The 23,684-nt window shown below is 56.2% G+C and carries 17 protein-coding genes; 11 read left to right on the forward strand and 6 right to left on the reverse strand.

Annotated elements, in window-relative coordinates:
- Window positions 1-155: 155 nt before the first annotated feature.
- Both J1779_RS10835 and J1779_RS10840 read right to left on the reverse strand, forming a co-directional pair.
- Entirely contained in the window at window positions 156-1,139 is a 984-nt protein-coding gene (locus J1779_RS10835; RefSeq protein WP_217203752.1) for a VirK/YbjX family protein, read from the reverse strand.
- A gap of 144 nt (window positions 1,140-1,283) precedes the next feature.
- Entirely contained in the window at window positions 1,284-2,420 is a 1,137-nt protein-coding gene (locus J1779_RS10840; RefSeq protein WP_217203753.1) for an oxidoreductase, read from the reverse strand.
- 221 nt (window positions 2,421-2,641) lie between these two features.
- Here J1779_RS10840 and J1779_RS10845 point away from each other — a divergent pair, with 221 nt between their 5' ends.
- The 8 genes from J1779_RS10845 to J1779_RS10880 all read left to right on the forward strand — a co-directional run bounded on the left by J1779_RS10845 (window position 2,642) and on the right by J1779_RS10880 (window position 14,945).
- Entirely contained in the window at window positions 2,642-3,709 is a 1,068-nt protein-coding gene (locus J1779_RS10845) for a sugar ABC transporter substrate-binding protein (RefSeq protein ID WP_056773881.1), read from the forward strand.
- Between the two features lie 9 nt (window positions 3,710-3,718).
- A complete protein-coding gene (locus J1779_RS10850) occupies window positions 3,719-4,966 on the forward strand; it encodes an LVIVD repeat-containing protein (protein ID WP_122096684.1) in 1,248 nt (415 codons plus the stop codon).
- Between the two features lie 144 nt (window positions 4,967-5,110).
- Window positions 5,111-5,587 (forward strand): GNAT family N-acetyltransferase, encoded by a 477-nt coding sequence (locus J1779_RS10855; RefSeq protein ID WP_217203754.1) that lies wholly within the window; start codon window positions 5,111-5,113, stop codon window positions 5,585-5,587.
- A gap of 98 nt (window positions 5,588-5,685) precedes the next feature.
- Window positions 5,686-7,131 carry an MFS transporter gene (locus J1779_RS10860; RefSeq protein ID WP_217203755.1) on the forward strand — a complete coding sequence of 482 codons (1,446 nt, stop codon included), beginning with the start codon at window positions 5,686-5,688 and terminating at the stop codon, window positions 7,129-7,131.
- A gap of 49 nt (window positions 7,132-7,180) precedes the next feature.
- Complete coding sequence (locus tag J1779_RS10865) at window positions 7,181-8,074, forward strand: dihydrodipicolinate synthase family protein (RefSeq protein WP_217203756.1); 894 nt, start codon at window positions 7,181-7,183, stop codon at window positions 8,072-8,074.
- 175 nt (window positions 8,075-8,249) lie between these two features.
- On the forward strand, window positions 8,250-9,611 hold the full coding sequence (locus tag J1779_RS10870) for an SrfA family protein (RefSeq protein ID WP_217203757.1): 1,362 nt from the start codon (window positions 8,250-8,252) through the stop codon (window positions 9,609-9,611).
- A 4-nt stretch (window positions 9,612-9,615) separates the two neighbouring features.
- On the forward strand, window positions 9,616-12,588 hold the full coding sequence (locus J1779_RS10875) for a virulence factor SrfB (protein ID WP_122096687.1): 2,973 nt from the start codon (window positions 9,616-9,618) through the stop codon (window positions 12,586-12,588).
- The gene (locus J1779_RS10880; protein WP_217203758.1) at window positions 12,585-14,945 is read left to right on the forward strand and encodes a virulence factor SrfC family protein; all 2,361 of its coding nucleotides are present in this window, start codon (window positions 12,585-12,587) and stop codon (window positions 14,943-14,945) included. Before J1779_RS10875 ends, J1779_RS10880 begins: the two co-directional genes overlap by 4 nt.
- A gap of 78 nt (window positions 14,946-15,023) precedes the next feature.
- Here J1779_RS10880 and J1779_RS10885 read toward each other — a convergent pair whose 3' ends face one another.
- Both J1779_RS10885 and J1779_RS10890 read right to left on the reverse strand, forming a co-directional pair.
- Complete coding sequence (locus J1779_RS10885) at window positions 15,024-15,704, reverse strand: type 1 glutamine amidotransferase domain-containing protein (RefSeq protein WP_217203759.1); 681 nt, start codon at window positions 15,702-15,704, stop codon at window positions 15,024-15,026.
- 125 nt (window positions 15,705-15,829) lie between these two features.
- Window positions 15,830-16,441: a TetR/AcrR family transcriptional regulator gene (locus J1779_RS10890; RefSeq protein ID WP_217203760.1), complete on the reverse strand. Its 612-nt coding sequence runs from the start codon at window positions 16,439-16,441 to the stop codon at window positions 15,830-15,832.
- A 201-nt stretch (window positions 16,442-16,642) separates the two neighbouring features.
- On the opposite strand from J1779_RS10890, the gene J1779_RS10895 reads away from it, so the two are divergent.
- The 3 genes from J1779_RS10895 to J1779_RS10905 are packed head-to-tail and all read left to right on the forward strand — an operon-like array spanning window position 16,643 to window position 20,277.
- Window positions 16,643-18,328, forward strand: a complete 1,686-nt coding sequence (locus J1779_RS10895; protein WP_217203761.1) for an Hsp70 family protein — start codon at window positions 16,643-16,645, stop codon at window positions 18,326-18,328.
- A gap of 4 nt (window positions 18,329-18,332) precedes the next feature.
- Complete coding sequence (locus J1779_RS10900; protein WP_183849056.1) at window positions 18,333-18,905, forward strand: molecular chaperone DnaJ; 573 nt, start codon at window positions 18,333-18,335, stop codon at window positions 18,903-18,905.
- A 28-nt stretch (window positions 18,906-18,933) separates the two neighbouring features.
- Complete coding sequence (locus tag J1779_RS10905) at window positions 18,934-20,277, forward strand: J domain-containing protein (RefSeq protein ID WP_338019858.1); 1,344 nt, start codon at window positions 18,934-18,936, stop codon at window positions 20,275-20,277.
- 33 nt (window positions 20,278-20,310) lie between these two features.
- On the opposite strand, the gene amyA is transcribed toward J1779_RS10905, so the two are convergent.
- On the reverse strand, window positions 20,311-21,792 hold the full coding sequence (amyA, locus tag J1779_RS10910; protein WP_183849054.1) for an alpha-amylase: 1,482 nt from the start codon (window positions 21,790-21,792) through the stop codon (window positions 20,311-20,313).
- A 122-nt stretch (window positions 21,793-21,914) separates the two neighbouring features.
- Window positions 21,915-23,417: a glycine betaine/L-proline transporter ProP gene (proP, locus tag J1779_RS10915; RefSeq protein WP_056774022.1), complete on the reverse strand. Its 1,503-nt coding sequence runs from the start codon at window positions 23,415-23,417 to the stop codon at window positions 21,915-21,917.
- Window positions 23,418-23,684: the final 267 nt, after the last annotated feature.

The raw sequence follows: 23,684 nt of genomic DNA on the forward strand, positions 1-23,684 counted from the left end.
CACAGTTGAATGATTTCAGACAGGCAGCCTGCGGTGAAATACCGTGAGGGTTCATCACCTTACAGGCATGTCATACGGCAGGTTTTTTAAGAGGAAAGGCCAATCCCTGGCCCTGGTGCTTGCTACAGCGAGTGATTCAAAAGAGGCGCAAAGGTTCAGGCCTTCAGCAATGACGCTGTGCTTTCCTGTAATTCATCGAGCAATGTGTAACGTTTACGGTATTCAGAACGCTTTTTGCTGGGTAACTCTTCCATGGTTTTGCGCGGCAGCGTCAGCGGAACGTCATATAAGGAAGAAGAATATGGCGTGGCGCTGATGGAATCCCAGAATTCGTTATAGCTGGCGACGAATACGTTCTTTTTACGGTGACGGTAACGCAGGCTGCGGAAAACATGGCCGGTGTCGCTGACCGCCAGGATCCGCTGTACGCCGGTGTGTGCGGCAATGCGTTGCAGGCTTTCCAGCAGCAGACGTTTCGGGAACAGCCCGTAGCAGGATTTGGTCGCCTGTTTGATCACCTCATGCGGCGTCGAGCGGTGCGCTCCCTGGAATCCCCCCACGATTATCGTCAGGCCTTCAGGGCGTTGCACAACGCTGAACGTCAGCGCGGCCAGCAGCGTTTCTTCCATATACAGGAACATGTTCGCCTCGCCTTCCCGCTCGGATTTACCGATCGATCCCAGCATGACCCTGAAGGTTTCACCGTCTTTGCCGGTGAACTGTGTGACGGTGTCACCGTTTGCGCTGAGGAAGGTGTTGCGCAGCGGCGCGCTTTCAATGTTACTGACGAAGGCGTAGTGATCAACCAGCGCAGACGCGCGTCCGGCGGACGGCAACCCGAGGTGCAGATAGGGTTTGTGGATTTTGCTCGGTAATTTGGTCTGAACGGTGAACGCCTCCTGCCAGACCGGTTCGGCGGCCATCTTGTTAAGGACTTTCAAGGTATCCAGCGGATGCAGCAACGTGCGGACGGCGTATTTGACACGGAACATCCGGTCGCGCCACAGGTTATCCGGTACACAGGCACCGCTCAGCAAATCCATGAACAGACTGAATCCGCTGACTTTTTTGTTAAGAGTAGGGTCAGTGGACTGGGGTCCGCTGAGGGATTCGATGTCGTTAAGTGGTGAGTGTTCCATGACTTATTTCCGCTGCCTGAAATAATCACGGTATCACCCGATTTTTAAACAACTTTACAACGCTTCCTTAAAGAAAACCGCGCCCGACCGGTAGATGAATCCTGTTGAGGCGCCGTTTACATTATCTTTACGTAAGGGGGAGAATTAAGGTTTTGCAGCCTCTTTAGCATCACCCCTTCGCTCAGCGTTATTCTCCACAAACTGTTCTTCGACAAATTCAAACGCCCGCCGCAGTTGTGCGGCGTCGGGATGGCCCGGCAGTAGATGGATGGATTCACCGGGCTGGAGCGTGCGTTCAATCAGACGCGACATCTGCTTTTCATCCGTGATATCGACCTGCAATTGGGCCAGACTGACCGGCAGATCAAGCACCTTATACAGTGCGGTCAGTTGCACCACCACGTCCGGCTGATTCAGCAACGCGCTTTGCACCAGAATACCGTAGGCCACTTTGGTGCCGTGCAGGAAAGCATCAGTCTGCGGCAGAGCGGTCAGGCCGTTGTGCACGGAATGCGCCGCCGCGATGCGCGTGTACCGGTCGCCCAGCCCGCCTACTAATCCGCCGCCCGCGATGATTGCATCCAGCACATTCAGGAACGGCTGAGTCAGCTGATGATCATCCTGCGCCTGTAAGGCCGCTTCGCTTTCATTGAGCAACACGTCGCGCAGCGTCAGCGCGGTATTCAGGCCGAGCTGAACCGTCAGGGGCAGCGTTTGCGGCTGCGGGCTGAGCACCACGGCCTCGTACCATTTCGCCAGCGTGTCGCCGATCCCTGCCAGCAGATACTCCTTTGGCGCGGCGAGAATAATGCGCGGTTCGACCAGCACCAGATGGTTGGCATCCCTGAAGATTTCGTAACGCAGCGCCTGGCCTTCGTCGTTATACCAGACCGAAAGCGGCGTCCAGGCCGCGCAGGTGGCGGCGATGGTTGGGATCGCCACCACCGGCAGCCCTAGACGGCGCGCCACGACTTTCGCCGTATCCAGCACCGCCCCGCCGCCAATGCCGATCACCACCTGACGATCCGGCCCGCCGATCTCTGCAATCCGCTGCACTTCTGTTTCGCTGCAATGTGCGTTAAACAGCACGTGTCTGGCCTGTGAGGCGGTAAAGGCTTCCGGCAGATAATCCTGCGCAGCCAGCAGCGCCCGTTCGCCGTAAATCCACAGCGCCTTATCCAGTTGCGCCGGGGTATAAAACTCAGTAAGACGCTCAATGGCGCCGGGGAAAGAAAAATAGTTGGCAGGGCCGGGGACCACGCGGATATCGGTATCACTCATCGGGAATTCCTTAATATAGAAGCTGTTAACATCCTACCCCCGGACATCCGGATGGCTAATACTCTTTGGCATTAACTTATACGTTTTAGTTCGTTGCCAACGGCTGCGCCGTCATCAAAACTCGGACAATCAATTCATTAACTCACTATAAAAGCCTGCACAAAAGCTCAGATGAATTGTCCTCCCGTTTTAATGATGATTAACCACACAGGGTAATAAAAATGAAACTGCTCTCCACCTCATTGCTGGCGTTAAGTTTATTCACCGTCCTGCCGTCGTTTGCTGCACAAACCGCTGCGGTGCCGCAAGCGATTGCCGGGCATCAGGGGCCCATCCGCATCGCGGTGATCCGTAATCTGGGGTCGGACGATAACACCACCCAGTTTGTCTCCGGTGTGATTCAGGAAGGCCGCAAACTCGGTTTTCAGGTCAGCACTTTTCTGAGTAACGGCGACGACGCGAAATTCCAGGATTTCGTCAATCAGGCCATCAGCCAGAAATATGACGGCATTATTTTGTCGCAGGGGCGTGACCCCTATTCCACCGAGCTGGTCAAACGTATCACCGCCAGCGGCATTGCGGTGTCGGTCTTTGATACCGCGGTAAATGGCGAGATCCCCGGCGTGACCGTCACGCAGCAGGACGACGCTTCGCTTACCGATCTCTCCTTCGGCCAGCTGGTGAAGGATTTCAACGGCAAAGCCAATATCGTCAAACTGTGGGTGGCCGGCTTCCCGCCGATGGAGCGCCGCCAGACGCAGTACAAAAAACTGTTGCAGGATCAGCCCGGCATTCATGAACTGGAATCGATTGGCGCGGTGTCTTCTGACGTTCAGGGGGATACAGCAAATAAAGTGGGCGCGATCCTGGCGAAATATCCGAAGGGTAAAATCGACGCGATCTGGGGAACCTGGGATGCGTTCAGTCAGGGCGCGTATAAAGCCCTGAAAGAGAATGGCCGCACTGAGATCAAACTCTACAGCATTGATATTTCCAATCAGGATCTGGCGCTGATGCGCGAACCGAACAGCCCGTGGAAAGTCAGCGTGGCGGTAGATCCTAAACTCATCGGCGCCATCAACCTGCGTCTGGTCGCCAACAAAATCGCCGGTGAAAAAACGCCTGCCACTTATGAGTTTAAAGCGGCGGCCATTCCGCAGGCGTTGCTGTCGGGCAATCCTGATGCGGTCAACGTGGCGTCGCTGGCAAAAGTGATCCCCGGCTGGGGAAAATCCGATGACTTTATCGCCCCCTGGTTCGCTACCCTCGAAGCGCAGCATAAAAAATAAGGCCGGATTATGACGACGTATTCTCTCCCACAACCGGAGTACAGCCGCAATATGCGGCTGATCGGCCACAGCGATCAGGGCGGTAAACCTGATGGCGTGCAGGTGATGGTTCACCGTGGCTACGCCTATATCGGGCATATGGTGTCGCAGGGTTTTTCGATTGTGGACGTGCGCGACCCGAAAAACCCGCGCCCTGCCGGTTTCATCCCTGCGCCGCCGGGCACCTGGAATGTGCATTTACAGGCGCACGACGATTTACTGCTGGTGATCAACGCCCGTGATTTGTTTGCTGACGTGCGTTTCGCCGATGAAAAAGTCTATTACACCCGTTCCGTCAGCGAGACGGTGCAAGGCACGCAGCAACGCGGATGGAGCGCGGGCGTGCGGATTTTTGATATTTCGGTGCCCGATCAGCCAAAAGAGATCGGCTTTCTCGGGCTGGAAGGTATCGGCGTGCACCGCATCTGGTACGTCGGCGGCCGCTGGGCATACGTTTCAGCGCTGATTGACGGTTACAGTGATTATATCTTTCTGACAATCGATCTGGCCGACCCGCGTAATCCGCAGGTTGCCGGGCGCTGGTGGTTACCGGGAATGCACACCGCAGGCGGCGAAACGCCGGACTGGCCGGAAGGCAAACGTTACGCGCTGCACCATGCGATCATCAGCGGGGATACGGCGTATGCCAGCTGGCGCGACGGCGGCCTGACCTTGCTGGATATCAAAGACCGCAGCGCGCCGCAGCTGATTTCGCACCGAAACTGGAGCCCGCCCTTTGGCGGCGGCACGCATACGGCACTGCCGTTGCCCGACCGCGATCTGCTGGTGGTGCTCGACGAAGCCGTTCTCGACAATCAGGAAGACGGCGAGAAACTGATCTGGCTGTTTGACGTGCGCGAACCCTCGAATCCGGTGAGTATTTCCACCTTTCCGCAGCCGGACGAACGGGATTACGTCAGCAAAGGCGCGCATTTCGGACCGCACAATCTGCATGAAAACCGGCCTGGCAGCTTCGTCAGTTCCACGTTGATTTTCGCCACCTATCAGAACGCCGGTGTGCGCGCATACGACATCAGCAACCCCTATCAGCCAAAAGAAACCGGCGCGCTGGTGCCCGCTGCACCTGAAAGGATGATCGATAAACGTCCCGGCAGACCGCAGGTGATCCAGTCCTGCGACGTGTTTGTCGATGCACAGGGGATCATCTACAGCACCGACTACAACGGCGGCCTGTCGATTATCGAGTATCTGGGGTAATGCATTGCGCCTGAGATTGATGATGTCAGGCGCTTTTTAACACAGAGTCACTGATGACTTCCTGACGCCCCTCCCTTATAAGATTTATAGTAGGCGAGTACCGCCCCGGCTACTTTTACTTCTCAATGTAAGGAAACCCTGCAAGTGACTGCTTTCAAAAATCTGTCAATCCCCTGTATCAGACCCGCAACGCCAGCAGACGTTGGTGCGATTTTTGATATCCGCACCCGTGTGAAGGAGAACCCGCTTTCCCGCGAGCAACTCACAGAAATGGGTATCACGGATGAGGCGATCCTTGAAGCTATGCTGGCAGCGCCTTGTCTGTGGATCGCCGAAGTGGATGGCGCCCCGGTGGGATTTTCGATGGCCAACCTGGAAGAAGCCAGCGTTTTCGCGATGTTCATCCTTCCCGGTTTTGAAGACAGAGGAATTGGCCGGAGCCTGATGGCAAGAGCAGAAGAGGCGCTGTTTGACCTTCATTCTACCATCTGGCTTGAAACCAGTGCTGAGAGCCGTGCTTTCGGGTTTTATCAGAAACTCGGCTGGCAGGAGGTTGAGCGGTTTGAGGATGGCGATGTCAGACTGGAGAAAACGAAGCCAGTCGCCAGTGCACACCGGTAAAATCGCTCTTTTTGCCCCTCGCCTGATCTATAACCCAGCCAAAGGTGTGTGATAGGTTTAATACTTATCATCCATCTTTTGCTGTTTCAGGACAGACCATGAGCCAAAGTAAACCGGATGTTGCAGAACATCCGTCGCAGGACAGTGCCGAACGTTCAGGGATCTCCGTGATTGCTTTACTGGTTGCCGCGGCTTTCTTCATGGAGTTTATCGATGGCACGGTGATCGCCACCGCACTCCCGCAAATGGCGATATCTTTCGGGGTGTCTGCGGTGGATCTCAATGCCGGGATGAGCGCGTATATGCTGACGCTGGCGGTGTTGATCCCGGCCAGCGGCTGGGCAGCGGAGCGGTTTGGGGCGCGGAATGTATTCACCTTTGCCCTCGCCGTTTTTACGCTTGCCTCCCTGTTCTGCGCGATGGCGACAGGCGTCGGGGAATTTATCCTTCTGCGCATTATTCAGGGCATCGGGGGGGCGCTGATGGTGCCGGTCGGGCGGCTGACCGTGCTGAAAACCACGCCAAAACCTCAGCTGATTAAAGCCATCGCCACCCTCACCTGGCCCGCGCTGGTCGCGCCGATCCTCGGGCCGCCGCTGGGTGGATTTATCACCCACTATGCCTCCTGGCACTGGATTTTCTACATCAACGTGCCGCTCGGAATCATCGCCATGATCCTCGCATGGCGGCTGTTTCCCCAGCAACCCGCCGACCAGCCCAAGCATTTCGACAAACCGGGCTTCGTGCTGACCGGACTGGCGATGCTGGCGCTGGTGACCGGTCTGGAGCTTATCAGTCAGGATCATATCTTGTGGGCCACCGCCGTGCTGCTGCTGTCGGCGGGCGCGGCGATGTCCGTGCTGGCTGTGCGTCATTTGTCCCGATCTGCTGCGCCGATGGTGCACCTCGGATCGCTGGTCATTCCGACCTTTCGTATCAGTATGGGCGGCGGTTCGCTGTTTCGTATCACCATCAGCGCCGTGCCGTTTTTACTGCCGCTGATGTTGCAGGTCGGGTTCGGTATGGATCCGTTCCACGCCGGGCTGCTGGTATTGGCGGTGTTCGCCGGGAATCTGGCGATGAAACCGGCTACCACGCCGCTTATCCGCCGCTTTGGTTTTCGGCCTGTGCTGGTGGTGAACGGCCTGCTGAGCGTTTTCTCGCTGCTGTTTTGCGCTTTTCTGACACCCGGCACGCCGGACTGGCTGATCATGCTGCTGCTGTTTCTCGGGGGCCTGAGCCGTTCGATGCAGTTCACCGGCATCAGTACGCTGGCATTTTCGGATGTGCCCGCCAGCCACATGGCGGATGCCAATACACTGTTCAGCACTGCGCTGCAACTCTCGGTCGGGCTGGGCATCACGGTTGGCGCGCTGGGCACCCGTTTCGGGGAGCAACTGGTGGAGCGGATGCAATGGCAGGCGGTGCCGGGAATGAGTTTTAAAATCGCGTTTGTGGTGATCGCTGTGATAACGCTTTTCGGCTGGCTGGACATGCTGCGCCTGAAACCTGATGCAGGGGCAACAGTTTCCGGCAAACACTAAACTTTACTCTATGATTAATCGTGTTAATTCACCTGAACCGGAGAAACCGATGTTTGCAGGATTAAGTGCTTTTCCCCTCACGCCGCTCAATCATAAATGTGTCGATGAACGTGCGTTTGTGCGGCTGATTGAAAGAAGTGTCAGTGCAGGCGTGGATTCGATCGGTGCGCTGGGGTCAACCGGCAGCTATGCCTACCTCAGCCGCGATGAGCGCGCGAAAGTGGCCCGTCTGGCCGTAGAACATGCAGACCGGGTGCCGGTGATGGTGAGCATCGGTGCGACCAGCACAGCTGAGGTGTTGCATCTGGCGGAAGATGCCCAGCAGGCGGGCGTCAGTGCGGTGCTGCTGGCACCGGTGTCCTATCAGAAACTGACCGCTGACGAAGTGTTTACGCTGTATGAAACCGTATCGCGCCATCTTTCGGTGCCGATGTGCGTTTATGACAATCCTAACACCACGCACTTTGAATTCAGCGATGACCTGTATGTCCGCGTGGCGCAGTTGCCGCACGTTGCCAGCATCAAAATTCCGAATCTTTCTGCCGATCCGCAGACAACCCGCGCGCGGCTGGAGGCGATCCGCGCCCTGCTGCCTGCCCATATCACCCTGGGCGCCGCGGGCGATCTGGCGGCTGCCACGGTGCTGACTCAGGGCGGTGATGTGTGGTATTCGGTGATTGCCGGTTTATTCCCGCAGATCCCGGTGGCGATCACCCGTGCAGCACAAAACGGCAATGAGGCCGAAGCGCAGGCGCTGTCCGCCGGGCTTGAACCTTTATGGGTCTTTTTCAGAAAACACGGCAGTGTGCGGGTAGTCGCGGCGGCCGCTGAGTTGCTCGGTCTGGCGAGTGCGCCTTGCCTGCCATTGCCGCTGCACGCGCTGGCCGGTGACGAACGGCAGCAACTGGCTGGCGTACTCGACAGGCTCGGTCTGCACGCCTGATCTTCACGGCGGGAGCCCTTCCCGCCGTATTTCCCTTTCGCCACGGCACAAACAGCCACCCTTTTAGTCGCTTATTCCACCGTTTGATTTCCCTTAAATCATCCATACTGTCAGCATCATGCACCTTTTTCGGGTGCACTTTTTGCAGAGCAAAACCTACAAGGGCTATTCAGGCGTGGCAAAATCATTTTTACGCAGTGGCAGTCTCAACGACATCCTTGCGCTGGGCGAAAACGGGCAACCGGTTTATGCCTCAGCCCTGCAATTACGGGAAACCTTACGTCTGCGTAAACAACCGTCGATTGCCGATTGTCTGGCTATTCCACAGCTTAATGAGTCGGGCGATCGTCTCGACTGGTACTCCCCGCGCGAGGGTAAAGTGATCTCCTGGGCTGCCGCGACCGATGCGGCGCGGGCGTCGGCACTGCGTCACCTCGAAAACTGCCTCGACACCGTTGCGCACATCAGCGCTGCGGCGAAATCTTCAGAAAAATCAGCCTTGCAGTTTTTCGGCGCGTTGCTGGAAAAAGCTTTCCGTTTTCCGGATCAAAACCACGTTTATCTGGTTGGCGGCCAGCCGGTACTGACTTTCTGGGGGTTTGTGAGCCTGGATAACAGCAGCAATGCCGATGCCTTCGCCTGTCTGCGTGAGACAGTAAAAGCCGATGAACCTTTACCCGCCTTCGCCATGGCCGCCGACGATGCAGCGGCTGACGTGCCACCTGCTGAGCCGGTTCGCGTGGTGAAAACCATTGAAGCGCGCGCCGCCGAGCAGGATGTGCCGGAGCCTGTGCCTGTCGTCACGCGCCGTAAAATTTCGCCTCTGATGTGGGCGCTGCCCGCCGTTGCCCTGGTGATTGCCGGTTCTGCTGCCGGCTGGCTTTATTCCCGTACGCCCGCCGCGCCTGTGGCCGTCGCTAAGGCGCAACCAAAACCTGCGCCGCAGACCATTGAGCCGCGCGCCATTGCGCCGACGCCGGTGGTGGCTGAACCTGAGGCTAAAGCAGAGGCCGTCAGCGTGCCGCAAGTGAAAGCGATACAAACCCCGGCGGCGCTGCCCGTAGCACCTGCTGCGGTGGTGGCCTCACCTGAACCGGTGGCGGACGTCGAGAAAAACCCTGTCGTGGCGGAGCCTGCGCCAGTTCCCGTCAGTAAGAACGCGCTGGTGATGCCACCGGACGCGGTGAAAATCGGTTCGACCAAATTCCTCAACGGTAACTGGAATGTGATTGTCGATATTAAGGATCCGGTGACCGGCAAGCCGCCGGTGCTGCGTTATCAAATCAAACAAGGTCAGGGCACGGTGAAAATCAGCTACGGCGCAGGCATTACCTGCCGGGCTGCCATCAATGCCGGGCTGATGCAGTCGGGAAATCTGGTGATCAACAGCCGCTACCGCGCCAAATGCAGCGACGGTTCCCGCTATCAGATGCCGGAAATCAGCTGTACTCAGGCCGCGACCGGCGCCGCTGTGTGTCAGGGGCGCTACAACGGTGACACGGTTTATCCCATGACGATAAAGCGCGAAGGTAAATAACAGCATGCTGGCAACGATTACTGATTTTAAACAAAAAATTACCCTGATTCAGGACAGCGGGATCCAGTTCCTCGACTTCGCGCTAAAACCCGTCTGGGATGAGGCTTTGCCCGCGAAATTCGTGCGTAAAAGCGCGAACGGCCCGCTGCTGCGTCTGGAGTATAACGCGCAAAGTGGCCGTCATTTTCTGCCGGGGCTGGACGGCGGCGCGCCTGAAGTGGTGCGTCCGGAGTTCAGTTTTCCGCTGGAGCAGTCTCTGCAATTGCTGGATCAGATCTGGCTTCCGCTGCCGTTTCTGCGCTTCAATCCGCCGCGCACCTTTATGGCGGGCCCGGATAACTGGGCACGGGTGCAGATCCGCGCACTTGAGACGCCGGAAGCCGACGGCAGCACGCATCGCGTGGTGATCGCATTTGACACCCGTGTGGCCGAAGGGGATGACGAACAGTCGCTGCTCGCGCCGACGCCGGACGATGTGAAGAATGGTATTCATTTTGCGCTGGCATGGCACAACGAAGAGTTGCTCGATTTTCTCGACCAGACCTGGGTGGACGGCTGGCTGCGTGAAGTGTTCACCGAACAGGTGGCGATCCGTGAGCTGCGTGAAGTGCGCAATATCAAAGTGGCGCTGCGCGAGTTTGAATATCAGGCGCATTACCTGAATCTGCTGGGCATGCTCGGCAGCCAGCTGGGTATCCCTGAACTGAAGATCAACGGCGCAACGTTGCAGGAACCCTCGATCAACGTCGATCTTATTCTGGATGTCGGCAACTCGCACACCTGCGGCATTCTGGTGGAAGATCACGTCGGTGAAACCGATGGCCTGAAACAAACCAGCGAACTGCAACTGCGGGACCTGTCGCAGCCGCATTATCTCTATAACGAGCTGTTTGAAAGCCGGGTGGAATTCTCACAAGCGCGTTTTGGAAAGCCGAATTTCTCAGTCGAAAGTGGCCGTGATGACGCTTTTATCTGGCCGTCCATTTTGCGCGCCGGTCGCGAAGCCAGCCGGCTGGCCCAGCTGCGTGAAGGAACGGAAGGATCCACCGGACTTTCCAGCCCGCGCCGCTATTTGTGGGATGAAGACAGTTACACGCCAGGCTGGCGTTTCAGCCAGGGCGGCCACGGCGCGGTGCAGGAGCCGGTGGCTGCCGCCATGCCGCTGACGTTTCTGATCAACGACGAAGGCCAGCCGCTGTCCGATCTGGCACCGGAGGAACGTCTGCCGGTATTTTCCGCGCACTACAGCCGCAGTTCAGTGATGACGCTGATGCTCTCTGAGCTGCTGGCGCAGGCGCTGATGCAAATCAACAGCCCTGCCCAGCGCGCCAAAATGCTGCGTTCTTCCGCGCCGCGCCAGCTGCGAAACATCATTCTGACCCTGCCTTCGGCGATGCCGAAACCGGAGCGCGAAATCTTCCGCCGCCGCATGCAGGAGGCCATCGGTCTGGTGTGGAAATCCATGGGCTGGCATCCTTCTGACGACGGATTCAAAACCCAGAGCGATAAGGCCAAAAGCCGCATGCCGGTGCCGGATGTGCAGATGGAGTGGGATGAGGCCACCTGCGGGCAAATGGTCTACCTGTATAACGAAACGCAGGTGAATTTCGGCGGCCATACCGGCGAGTTTTTTGCCAGCATGGCACGCCCCGATCGTGAACTGGCCGATGACGAACCGGTGGGCAAAACCCTGCGTATCGCCTCGATCGATATCGGCGGTGGCACCACCGATTTAGCCATTACGCAATACTGGCTCGACGACGGCATGGGCAATAACGTCAAAATCACCCCGCGCCTGCTGTTCCGTGAAGGGTTTAAAGTGGCGGGCGATGACATCCTGCTGGACGTGATCCAGCTGTATATTTTGCCTGCCCTGCACGCCACGCTGAAAAAAGCCGGTCTGGCGAACCCTGACAGCCTGATGACGCGGCTGTTCGGCAGCGAAGGCCGCATGGACGGCCACGCCACGCTGCGTCAGCAAAGCACGTTGCAGATTTTTATACCGCTGGCCCGCGCCGTGCTGGAAGTGTACGAAGGCTTTGATCCGCTGGACACGCATGCCGAAATCGATGCGCCGTTCGCGGAACTTCTTGAACAGCGCCCGACGCAAAAAGTGCTCGATTATCTGCACGGCGAGATCCAGCGCGCGCTGCCTGCCGGTTCGGAGATGTTCGACATCATGCAGGCGCCGCTGGTGCTGAAACTGAGCAAGCTGCACAGCGAGTTTTTATCCAACCGCATGAGCATTACGCAGAATCTGCGTTCGCTGTGCGAAGTGGTGTCGCTGCACGACTGCGACGTGTTGCTGCTGACCGGACGTCCGTCGCGCTTCCCCGGTATTCAGGCGCTGTTCCGCCACCTGCAACCGCTGCCGATTAACCGCATGCTGTCGCTGGATGGCTATCACACCAGCGGCTGGTATCCGTTCAATAAACTGGGCCGCATTGATAACCCGAAATCCACCGCCGCCGTCGGCGCGATGCTGTGCCTGCTGGCGCTGGATCTCCGTCTGCCGGGCTTTTATTTCAAGGCCGGGGATTTTCAGCCTTATTCCACCGTGCGCTATCTCGGGATGCTCGACGGCAATCAGGCGCTCACCGACGATAACGTCTGTTACAGCGACATCGATCTCGATGCCCACGATTATAAACTCGACGGCGCGGCCAACTTCCGCATCCGCGGGGCGATCTGTCTGGGCTTCCGTCAGCTTGAAAATGAGCGCTGGCCCGCATCACCGCTGTATACCCTGTCTATCGCCGAGCCGGAGCTGGCGCGTAAAGTCGCCGGTGACAGCGTGCTGCGCGTAAAACTGGCGGTGAAAAAAGGGGAAGATCACCCGACGCCGGAATATTTCGACATCGCCAGCGCAGTGCTGGATAACGGCACCAAAGTGCCGTCTCACCATCTGCGACTTCGGCTGAACACACTGGGCGAGAACTATTACTGGATCGACAGTGGGAGCGTATTTGTTTCATGACCACAACAACGTTAAGCACTGACCTGCTGCAACAGCAATTCGCGCACCTCGATGACACCATAGGCGACGCGCTGGAATGGGTGGAACAGACCCGCGAACAGGCACCGCGTCTGGATCTGGAAGCGGATCGCCTGAATCTGCAACTTAAACGCTGCCGCGACAAAGCCCGCCGTCTGACGCAGGCGACACAACTGCCGCAGACGCTGGGCTTTTACGGCCATTCTCAGGCGGGAAAATCTTATCTGATTTGCGCACTGGCCGCCGGCAACTACGGGCGTCTCGAAACGCGCCTGGGCGGCGTCACGCTCGATTACCTGACGCAGATTAACCCGGGTAACCGCGCTGCGCGTCTGGCGACCCGCTTTACCCGTCAGACTGAAGTGAAAGACCGCGCGTTTCCGGTGCGGGTGCTGCTGCTCAATGAGGCCGATCTGGCCCGCATTATGGTGCGCGCCTTCCAGCCGGATGCGCACTACCACGTCCCGGATACGCAGCAGATCACCGAACATCTGAACAAGCTGATGATGCACCGTCAGCCGCTGCCGGTGCCAGGATTCCGGAGTGAGGAGATGATGGGATTATGGGATTCCATGATTCGCCTCGACGCGCGCCGCTTCCGTCATCTGAATGCCCATTACTGGCCGGTTGCAGTGCAGCTCGCGCCGTACCTGAATATCGACGATCGCGCACGCCTGTTCTCCCTGCTGTGGGGCAACGTCCCCGCGCTGACGACGGCGTATCGCCATTACGCGCACACGCTGCAACATTTGGGCGGTGCGCAGAGTCTGCTCGCACCGCTGAGCGTATTAGTGGATGACGCAATGCAACCGGCCGACGGCATTTTCAGCCAGTCCCCGGCTTATGATATTGAGATTTCTGTTTGCCCGGAATTCGCCGGTGAGAGCCATGCGCCGGTGACGTTGTCCCTCGAAGAGCTGACGATGCTGGCCGCCGAAGTGCAGATCCCCCTGCTTTCTCCTCCGCGTGAAGCGCTGTTTGAAGAGATCGATCTGCTGGATCTGCCGGGCTACGGCGCGGCGGAGGAAGAGGTTGACGGCGAGGACGACATCACTCCACTGTTTCGCGCCAAGATCGCCTGTCTGCCGGAGCGTTATACCGATCGCCATGAAATGAACATGCTGATGGTGTGCACCGCCGCTGACCGCCGTGACGATGTGGTCGCCGTTGGCCGCACGCTGGAACACTGGGTCAAAGAGATGCACGGCGAGAATCCGCAGGTGCGCAGCCGCCGCAAACCGGGTCTGGTCTGGGTGCTGACGCCGTTCGATCGCCGTATGACCGAATCGGTACATTACGATGAAGCGGTACAGCGCCATGTGGGGAATCCGGGTGATGCCTGGGGCGCACTGCTGGCCATGGACGATCGCGGATTACAGCGCATGGCTGATTATCTGGTGGCGGAAATTCGCCCTGAAATCCGGCTCAACCGTCTGGCCGAACAGCGCGATGAGTTACGCCGCGAACTGGCTGATAACCTGCTGGGCAGCTGGTATCAGGAAGGTGAAATGGCGGATCCGGCACAGAAACAGCGCACCGTACAGACTGTGATCAAGGCGCTGCAAACCCGAACCGGCGTTCACGGCGAACTGCTGGAAAAACTGTTGCCGGGACGTGATGAGTTGCACCGTATTTACCGGGAACTGTCCGAACAGCCCGACGACGCCCGCGTGCAGGATGAGGCAGGCGTGGAAAGTTTTGGTATCGGCATCAATATCGATTTGTTTGCTGAACAGCAGGATACGCAGGTCTGGCAGGAAAAAGCCGATGACGGCACCGCGTTTGCGCGGCAGGTACAGCGTTACTGGGTCAACCATTTACGCAGTTTGCCGGAAAACGAACCGCTGATTGCGCTGATTGGCGTGGCCAAACCCACCGTCGAATTACTGATGGAAGAGCTGATTACCGCCAGTTTCCGTCTGGAAATGGGCGATGCGCTGATCCGCACGCTGGGCGGCGCTCTGCCCGCCGGTACGCGTGAACACGAGCATCACGCTGACCGTCAGGTTTCCCGCGCGCTGACCGTGTTAGGCGATTTTGTCGCCTGGCTGGGTTTTGAAAAACTGAGCGAGGCGCAACGCCCGGAAAGCCGCATCAATAAAGGCAGTAAGATTTTCGCCAAACCGCAGAAAAGCGTAGCCAGCTGGAAATCGACCCAGCGCCTGACCAAACTCTCCGCTGCGCCAGCCAATGCCACCGCGTTTTATATTTACGACTGGCTGGTCGGTTTACAGGAAAGCATCATGCGCAATGCGGGCTATGCCGCCGGCGGGGAAATTCCGTTGTCGCAGCGTGAAGGTCTGGAGCGTTTGCTGAAGGCGTTAAAAACCGCAGAGTGATAAATACATAAACCGGAACATCAGAGTGATGTTCCGGTTTTATTTTATGGCGCGTGCGGCCATGTTTGTTGCAGCGGATTATTTGTTCAGTTGATCAACCAGCAGTACCGCGGCTTCCGCGGAAGAACCCGGGTTTTGTCCGGTGATCAGCAGGCCTTCACGTACCACGTAAGAACCCCAGTCAGCGCCTTTGGAATAGACACCCCCCAGTTTTTTCAGCTCATCTTCCACCAGGAAAGGCACCACGTCGGTCAGGCCAACCGCTTCTTCTTCGGTATTGGTAAAACCGGTGACTTTTTTGCCCTGAACCAGCGGATTGCCCTGCTCATCTTTCACGTGACGCAGCACGCCCGGCGCGTGGCACACCAGCGCAACAGGTTTACTGGCAGCGATGAACGATTCGATCAGTTCAATGGAGTGTTTATCTTCCGCCAGATCCCACAATGGACCGTGGCCGCCAGGGTAGAATACGGCGTCGAAATCAGCCTGCGAAACGCTGTCCAGACGCACTGTCTCTGCCAGCTGGGCGTTGGCCTGCGCATCGGCTTCAAAGCGGTGGGTTTGTTCTGTCTGGAAATCCGGCTCATTGCTTTTCGGATCCAGCGGTGGCTGGCCGCCAGCCGGTGAGGCCAGCACAATGTCTGCGCCTGCATCTTTGAACGCGTAGTAAGGCGCTGCCAGCTCTTCCAGCCAGAAACCGGTTTTGCGGCCAGTGTTACCCAGTGTGTCGTGTGACGTCAGAACCATCAGAATTTTCATGTTGTGTATCCCGTTTGTGATGTTGCAGGTTGTCTTTAATAGTAGACCAGTAATAGTAGACCAGTCGTCTTGTAATTGCTTTCAAAAAAACACCTCAGCGCGAGGTGTTTTTTCTGACCATCCGTTTAGCGAGGTGGATGGATAATCTGTTGTGTCATTGCCATGGCAGCGTCAAAAGGTTGCGTATTGCGCACAATTTTCACCATCACGCTCGAGCCCAGCCACAGCTGATACAGCCCTTGTGCGGCCATCAGCGGTTTATCAGTGACGCTCATCGACCCTTCTTCAACGCCGGTTTCAATCACTTTCGCGATGCGGCTGATAATGCCGGAGGTGCCTGCATCAAGCGCCTGACGCATCGATTCAGAGAGATCCGCCACTTCTGCGCCCAGTTTTACGGCGAGGCATTTTCCCTGACAATCGTAAAAAGACTGACTCTCCTGCCACTGCTGCCAGTAATTCATCAACCGCTGCGCCATGGCCAGGCCGGGCTGTGAAAATGTGGCATCCATTTCAGCGTGGTAATCCTGAAAATAGCTTTTCAGCAGTTCTTCACCAAACGCATCTTTCGAACTGAAGTAATGGTAAAAAGACCCCTTCGGAACGGATGCCGTGGTCAGAATTTCATTCAGGCCGACGGCCGAGAAGCCTTTCTTCGCCATGAGTGACTGCCCCACATCGAGAATGTGCTTGCGGTGATCGGTCTTGCCTGTGTCAGATGCTTTTGTCGTGTTCATGGGCTCAATCTATATTGAATTAGACCAGTCGTCTAGTGGTTATTTGAAAAAAGTCGCTGCTGAGGTTCTGTATTGAGGCTAAACGTCAGTTTTTCGTCAAGATTTCATCGCGCAATCTACAAAATTATCTCAACTTTCTGTAAATTTGGCCGATGAAACTTCTTTCAGTTGTATTCAGCTTACGCCTCTGGGGTCATACGGATGTTGATTGGGATTGATTTAGGCACGTCAAACTGCGCGGTGGCTCTCTGGCAGGACGGTGGTTCCGTTCTGATCCCTAACGTTTATGGAAAAAATCTGACCCCTTCGGTGGTCGGGCTGGACGATGACGGCCACATATTGGTCGGCGCCCCCGCGCATGCACGATTGTTCACGCATCCTCATCTCACCCTTTCAAGTTTTAAGCGCTTCATGGGGACCGATCATCAGTTCCGTCTCGGTAAGCAATATTTTCGTGCGGAAGAGCTCTCCGCCCTGCTGCTGCGCAGCCTGAAAGCCGATGTGGAGCAGCATTGCGGGTGCGAGATCACCCGGGCGATTATCACCGTTCCCGCTTATTTCAACGATATTCAGCGTAAAGCGGTGAAAGCGGCCGGTGAACTGGCGGGGTTACATGTCGAACGCCTGCTGAACGAACCGACGGCGGCGTCACTGGCATACGGGCTGGTGAATCAGCAGGAACAGAAATTCCTGGTGTTCGATCTGGGCGGCGGCACTTTTGATGTTTCGATCATCGATATGTTCGAAGGTGTCATTGAAGTGCGCGCCAGCAGCGGTGATGTATTCCTCGGTGGCGATGATTTCACCCGCAGCCTGGTCGGCTGGATGCTGGCGCAATATCCGCAGCTTGATAAAGAGGACACCGCGCTCTTCGGTCAACTGATTACGCTGGCAGAAAAGGCTAAGTGCCAACTGACCACCGAAGACAGCGCGACGCTGAGATACCAGTGGAAAGATCTCGCGCTGAACTGGACGCTGACCCCCGATATATTGGCGCAATGCTGTGAAAGCACGCTGGAGCGCATGAAAAAACCGGTGATTCAGGCGCTGCGCGATGCCAAATTCTCCGCCGATGAAGTGGACCACGTGGTGCTGGTGGGCGGCGCAACCCGTATGCCGCTGGTTCGTCAGGCGGTGGCGCGTCTGTTCGGGCGCTTCCCGCGCAGTGAACTGCAACCGGACGAAGCCGTGGCGCTGGGTGCCGGTATTCAGGCCGGGCTTGCGATGCAGGATCAGGCGCTCGATGACATCGTGCTGACCGATGTCATGCCCTTTACGCTCGGCATCGGCATTTCGCGCCCTAAAGGCGACGGCTACGAAGGCGGCCATTTCCTGCCGCTGATCGAACGAAATAGCTTTGTGCCGGTCAGCCGGGTGGAAACCATCACGACGATTTCCGATCAGCAAAAACAGCTGGATGTGTCGATTTATCAGGGCGAAGCGCGCCGGGTAACGGACAATATTTTGCTCGGTTCGCTGCAGGTGGATGTGCCTGCGCGTCCGGCGGGTGAAATGACCGCTGACGTGCGCTTCACTTATACGCTCGACGGCATTCTTGAAGTGGAATGCCTGATCTCCGGCACCGGTAAACTGGAAAAGCTGGTGATTGAAAAGGCGCCGGGCAGCCTGACGCCGGCACAAATTACCGAAAGTTTGTTGAAGCTGGAAAGCATCAAACAGCATCCGCGTGAGCAACTGGTCAATCGCCAGCTGGTGGCCGAAGCCAACGCATATTATGAGCAGAGTCTCGGTGAGCAGCGCCAGTTCATTGCCAGTCAGCTTTATCATTTTGAGCATGTTCTTGATTCGCAGGATGCGCGGCGGATTGCCGAAGCCCGCAAGGAGTTTGAAGCGCTGCTGGTGCATTTACGCCGGAACTGGGAATAACCCGGTGGAGATCTGGTCCGTTCTTGGCATAGAACCCACCCAGGACATCACGGTGATCAAACGGGCGTATGCCCTTCAGCTGAAAAAAACGCGGCCAGATCAGGATCCCGACGCTTATCAGCAGTTGCGCGAGGCGTTTGAATCCGCCAGACGTGGCGAATACTTTTGGGCAGAAAGTGACATTGTCACCTGCCCGTTGCCTCTGATGGCACTTACCGATGAATCCCTGATCCGCCAGATGCAGGTGCACGCCCTGGTGTGCGACGCCGTTACCCTGCTGCTGTCAAATGAACAAGCCGGTCTGGTGCAGCTGTTTGCCTGCCTGTCGGACGATTTGCTGCAAAACCTTCAGATGCGCGAAATGTTCAGTCAGCAACTGGCCTGGGATTTGGCGGAACGTGAAGGACTGACGCCGTCTGTGCTTGAGCAGGTGGCGGCGATGATGGAATGGGAAATCGACCATTATCAGCCGGTCGGGATTTCAATTTATCAGCTTCAGGCGCTGTACCAGCAGATTGAAAAGACCACCGGGCGCCGTTATCAGGCGGATTCGGGCATGCTGTGGAGTGACGACTGATGCTCTTTTTCTATTCAGGATTAGCGACGTGGGTGATTCGATGAGCAGCCAGGGAATATGGTCGGTATTAGGCATTGAGCCGACTCAGGATCTCAGTGAGATTAAACGGGCTTATGCCCGCCAGCTGAAAAATACTCGACCGGATCAGGATCCGCAGGGCTATCAGCGCCTGCGTGAAGCCTTCGATGCCGCGAAGAATCAGGGAAATGAGGAGGTCTTTAGTGACGTTGTCACGAAAAGCGCGCGTCCTGACGATAACCTTCCCGCTCCCCTGACGGACAGATTCATCCCGTACGAAATGGTCGATGAATTGCCGCCAGAACCCGACAATGTCTACCTGTTGCGCAGCCAGGTGCTTGAGCAAATCCCTCAGATCATTGATGCGATGATGGATGACGAAATCGCGGGCCTGAGCCGGCTGGAAAGTTATTTGCAGAGTGATTTACTGCAAAATCTCGAACTGCGGGAAATGTTCAGTCAGGAAATTGCCGGGCAACTCAGTGAGCGCGAAGGATTGTATTCGACGTTACTGAGCCAGGTTTCCGCCATCATGGGCTGGGAGATCGACAATTATCAGCCTGCGGGTATTTCCGCCCGACGGCTGCAGGCGCTTCAGGCACAGATTGAAATGACCGCTGCGAATCATTACTGGTCGGTGATGATGCGTGAATATCAGGGGTCTGCGTTGAACCGGCTGCGCCTGAGGTTACTGACGGTGGAAGGTGCCACCGTCCCCTGGTGGGCAAAACTGGTGCCTGATTTTATGTCGTCTCTGAGTCAAAAACTCAGGGAAATCAGGATGCATTATCCGGCGTTGTTACCGCGCCTGAATTCGGTTTTGCTCAATACCCTGGCTGAAACCCGGCTGATGCTGCGCTGGGGAGCGGTGTTCCTGAACGGTTTCTGGCTTTTGCTGATCATGCTGGCGACGCGTGAGCATCCTCAGCCGTGGCGCTCACGCCTGTTGCTCATCGCGATCATTGGCTTATATCTTCACGGTTACCCTTATCTGGAGCGAAAATTACGCTACCGGGCACGCGGGCTGTGTGTGGCCCAATGTCTGCTGTCGCTGCTCTCAATCGCGATCATCGTAAAAATAATGCTCGGCTTCTTCAGGGTATTTGCTCCGGATGCAGGAAACCTGGTCATGGCAGTCACCCATTACGGCGTCCTCAGCGCCAGCAGTTTTTGTGTTCTCTGGATGATGGCACCCAAAACCTGGAAGTGGTACGGCGTGCCGTTAAATGCGATGACGTTACTGATGATATTACCGTGGGAAGTGGTGAGGAAAAGCCGCGGGAGCGTCAGTGTCGTGGCCTTTATCATGCTGCTGTTTGTCTATTCGCTGCTGATTGCCGTGGGGTTTCGTTAAGAATGCGGGCAGCGCGCGCTGCCCGCCAGGTTGTCACTCTGCCAGTATCCACACGCTCACACTGCCCGCTTCGCAGTAGAATTGCGCCGTGCCGTGCTCGTCGGTTTCAATAATGTCGTCGCGATGTTCCAGTAAATCACGCCATTTTCGGTGCGCGAGATTTTCTCCCATGTCGATGGTTTTCTCCCCCGCTTCACTGTTGGACATCACCACCACGCAGCCCGGATGTTCTTCGGTGCCACTGCGTGAAAACGCAATACAGTTCGGATGATCGAAATAGTCCGTCTGCACACCCCATGCATGGGTTTGCCGGGCTTTGATTAATGTCTCGAGCCCTGGGATCGCAGGCATGTCGATGGTGTAATTGTTGCCGTCATCCCCCTCATCTTCGTAGGTCGCGCCTAACAAATCCGGATAGAACACAATCGGCACGCCCTGCTCACGCAGCAGGATGAGGGCGTAGGCCAGCGGTTTGAACCAGGGCTCGATCGGCGCTTCCAGCGACTGCAACGGCTGGGTGTCGTGGTTAGCCACCAGCGTTACGGCGTGTGCCGGGTCAGCGGCCACCAGCGTGTTATCGAAAATCTGCGTGAAGTTGAAATCCGCACCCTGTTTTGACGCATGGTGGAAATTCAGCTGCAACGGCGCATCGAACAGCATGGTTTTGCCGTCGACCTGATCGATGTAATTTTGCAGCGTCGGCACATCATGCGACCAGTATTCCGCCACGATATACATAGGTTGATCGGCTTCAGCCTGAATATGATCAATCCAGTCTTTATAAAACCACGCCGGAATGTGTTTTACGGCATCCAGACGAAAGCCGGTACATTGGGTTTGATCCATCAGCCAGCGCGCCCAGAACTTCAGCTCTTCGTTGACCGCATTGTTACGAAAATCAACGTTGGCACCCATCAGATAATCGTAATTGCCGAATTCATCATCGACCTGATCGTTCCAGCCACCGGCGGTATAATCGTTGACGATTTTGAAGATACCGTTTTCATCCGGGTTTTCGATGTGGTCGACACCGCTGAAACAGTGGAAATCCCAGATGAATTTCGAGTACTGCCCCTGCCGTGCGGGGAACGTGAAACGCGTCCAGGCATCCGCTTCGATGATGTCATCGCTGATATCTTCACGGTTATCAATATTCACACGGTTAACCTGTACACGCTCTTTCTCGTCAGCCCCCATTTTGTGGTTGAGCACCACGTCGAGGATGACGCCCAGCTGATGCGCTTTCAGCGCTGCAATGGCCGCCATCAGCGCTTCTTTATCGCCGTATTTGGTGCCACGCGTGCCCTTCTGGTCGAACTCACCGAGATCGAACAGATCATAGGTGTCGTACCCGACCGAATATCCACCGGAATCTCCTTTATAGGCAGGCGGTAACCAGGCTGCGGTAATGCCGATTTCGGCCAGCCATGCGGCCTTTTCTGCCACTTCCGGCCACAGTTTGCCACCGTCCGGGTAATACCAGTGAAAGAACTGAAACAACGTAGGATTCTGCATTCATGATTTCCATTCAGATGACCGGGAAATGAAGTATGGAGCAGGATTGGGAAAAATGCGGCGGAAGGAAAAAAAAAGCCGGTCAGCAATGCTGACCGGCCCGGAACGGCATCAGATCGGGATCAGTTGATTTCAGGATGCTGATCGATCAGGTTCTTTCTTTTCGCCTGAAGTTCAGCAATCTGCGCATCGATATCTTCGATCTTGTGTTCGATATTGTCATGGTGCTCTTGCAGAATTTCTTTCGCTTCTGCACGGTCAGAGGCCGCTGGCGTAGCGCCTTTTAGCGGACGGTTTGCGGTTTCTTTCATGAAGATACCGGTTATCAGACCAATCACTGCCACCACCATCAGATAATACGCTGGCATGTACAGGTTATTGGTGGATTCTACCAGCCAGGCGACGATGGTCGGCGTCAGACCGGCTATCAGCACTGACACGTTAAAGGCAATCGCCAGCGCACTGTAACGGATGTGCGTCGGGAACATGGCCGGTAATGTCGATGCCATCACGCCGATGAAGCAGTTGAGCAACACCGCAAGGATCAGCAGACCTAAGAAGATCAGGCCAATCACGCCGCTGTTAATCAGGATGAAGCACGGGATGGACAGAATAAACAGGCCCACGCTGCCGATCAGAATAAACGGCTTACGGCCAAAACGGTCACTCAGCATGCCCATGAACGGCTGGACAAACAGCATACCGACCATGATGGCAATAATGATCAGCACACCGTGGTCTTCTGAATAGTGCAGGCTGTGCGACAGGTAGCTCGGCATGTACGTCAGCAGCATGTAGTAAGTGACGTTAGTGGCGATAACCATACCGACGCAGACGATTAACGGTTTCCACTGTTTGGTCAGGATCTCGCGGAAAGAAACTCTCGGCGGCTCTGCAATGTCTTTACGTGAATCGCTGTCGATTTTATCCACGTGCTGCTGGAAGGTCGGGGTTTCTTCCAGCGCATGACGCAGGTAGATACCGATCAGGCCCAGCGGTGCAGCGATGAAGAACGGGATACGCCAGCCCCACTCGAGGAAGTTTGCTTCACCCACAATGCTGGAGATCAATACGACGACGCCCGCACCCAGGATGAAACCGGCGATCGAGCCGAAGTCCAGCCAGCTGCCCAGGAAGCCACGTTTTCTGTCCGGCGAGTATTCGGCGACAAAAATCGCGGCACCGGTATATTCACCGCCCACGGAGAAGCCCTGCGCCAGTTTTGCCAGCAACAGAAGGATCGGAGCCCAGATACCGATGGTGGCGTAACCGGGGATCAACCCGATACAGAAGGTACTGACCGACATGATAATGATCGTGACGGACAAGACTTTTTGACGACCGAACTTATCACCCAGCGCACCAAAGAACAGACCGCCCAGAGGCCTGACCAGGAACGGAACCGAGAACGTTGCCAGCGCGGCAATCATCTGAATACCGGGATCTGCGCCAGGGAAGAACACCTGGCCCAGCGCAAATGCCACAAAACCGTACACCCCGAAGTCAAACCACTCCATGGCATTTCCCAACGCAGCCGCCGTGATCGCCTTCTTGAGTTTGGTGTCGTCAATGATGGTGATATCGTTGATTTGCATCGGTTTAACGCGTTTCTTTCTCAATCTAATCATGTACATCCCTTTTTCAAATATCTCCACTGTTTCTAGCGAGAGGTATTCTGTTCAGTACCCTTAATGTATTTCGGGTATCAATTGTTATTTGCCAAACCATGACATTATAGAATGTTTTTTACAGAAGGGAAAAATGTGATCAACCTTACATTTTCAACAGCGTCTGCCGTCATGTGACCGCGCTAAGTGGTAATGTGTTTTCAATTTAATGAAATATCATTTCAATTAATAAAACAAAGCCAACAGCACGGCTGATTTTGTTGC

Source organism: Rahnella rivi, from assembly GCF_019049655.1.
GTDB lineage: Bacteria > Pseudomonadota > Gammaproteobacteria > Enterobacterales > Enterobacteriaceae > Rahnella > Rahnella rivi.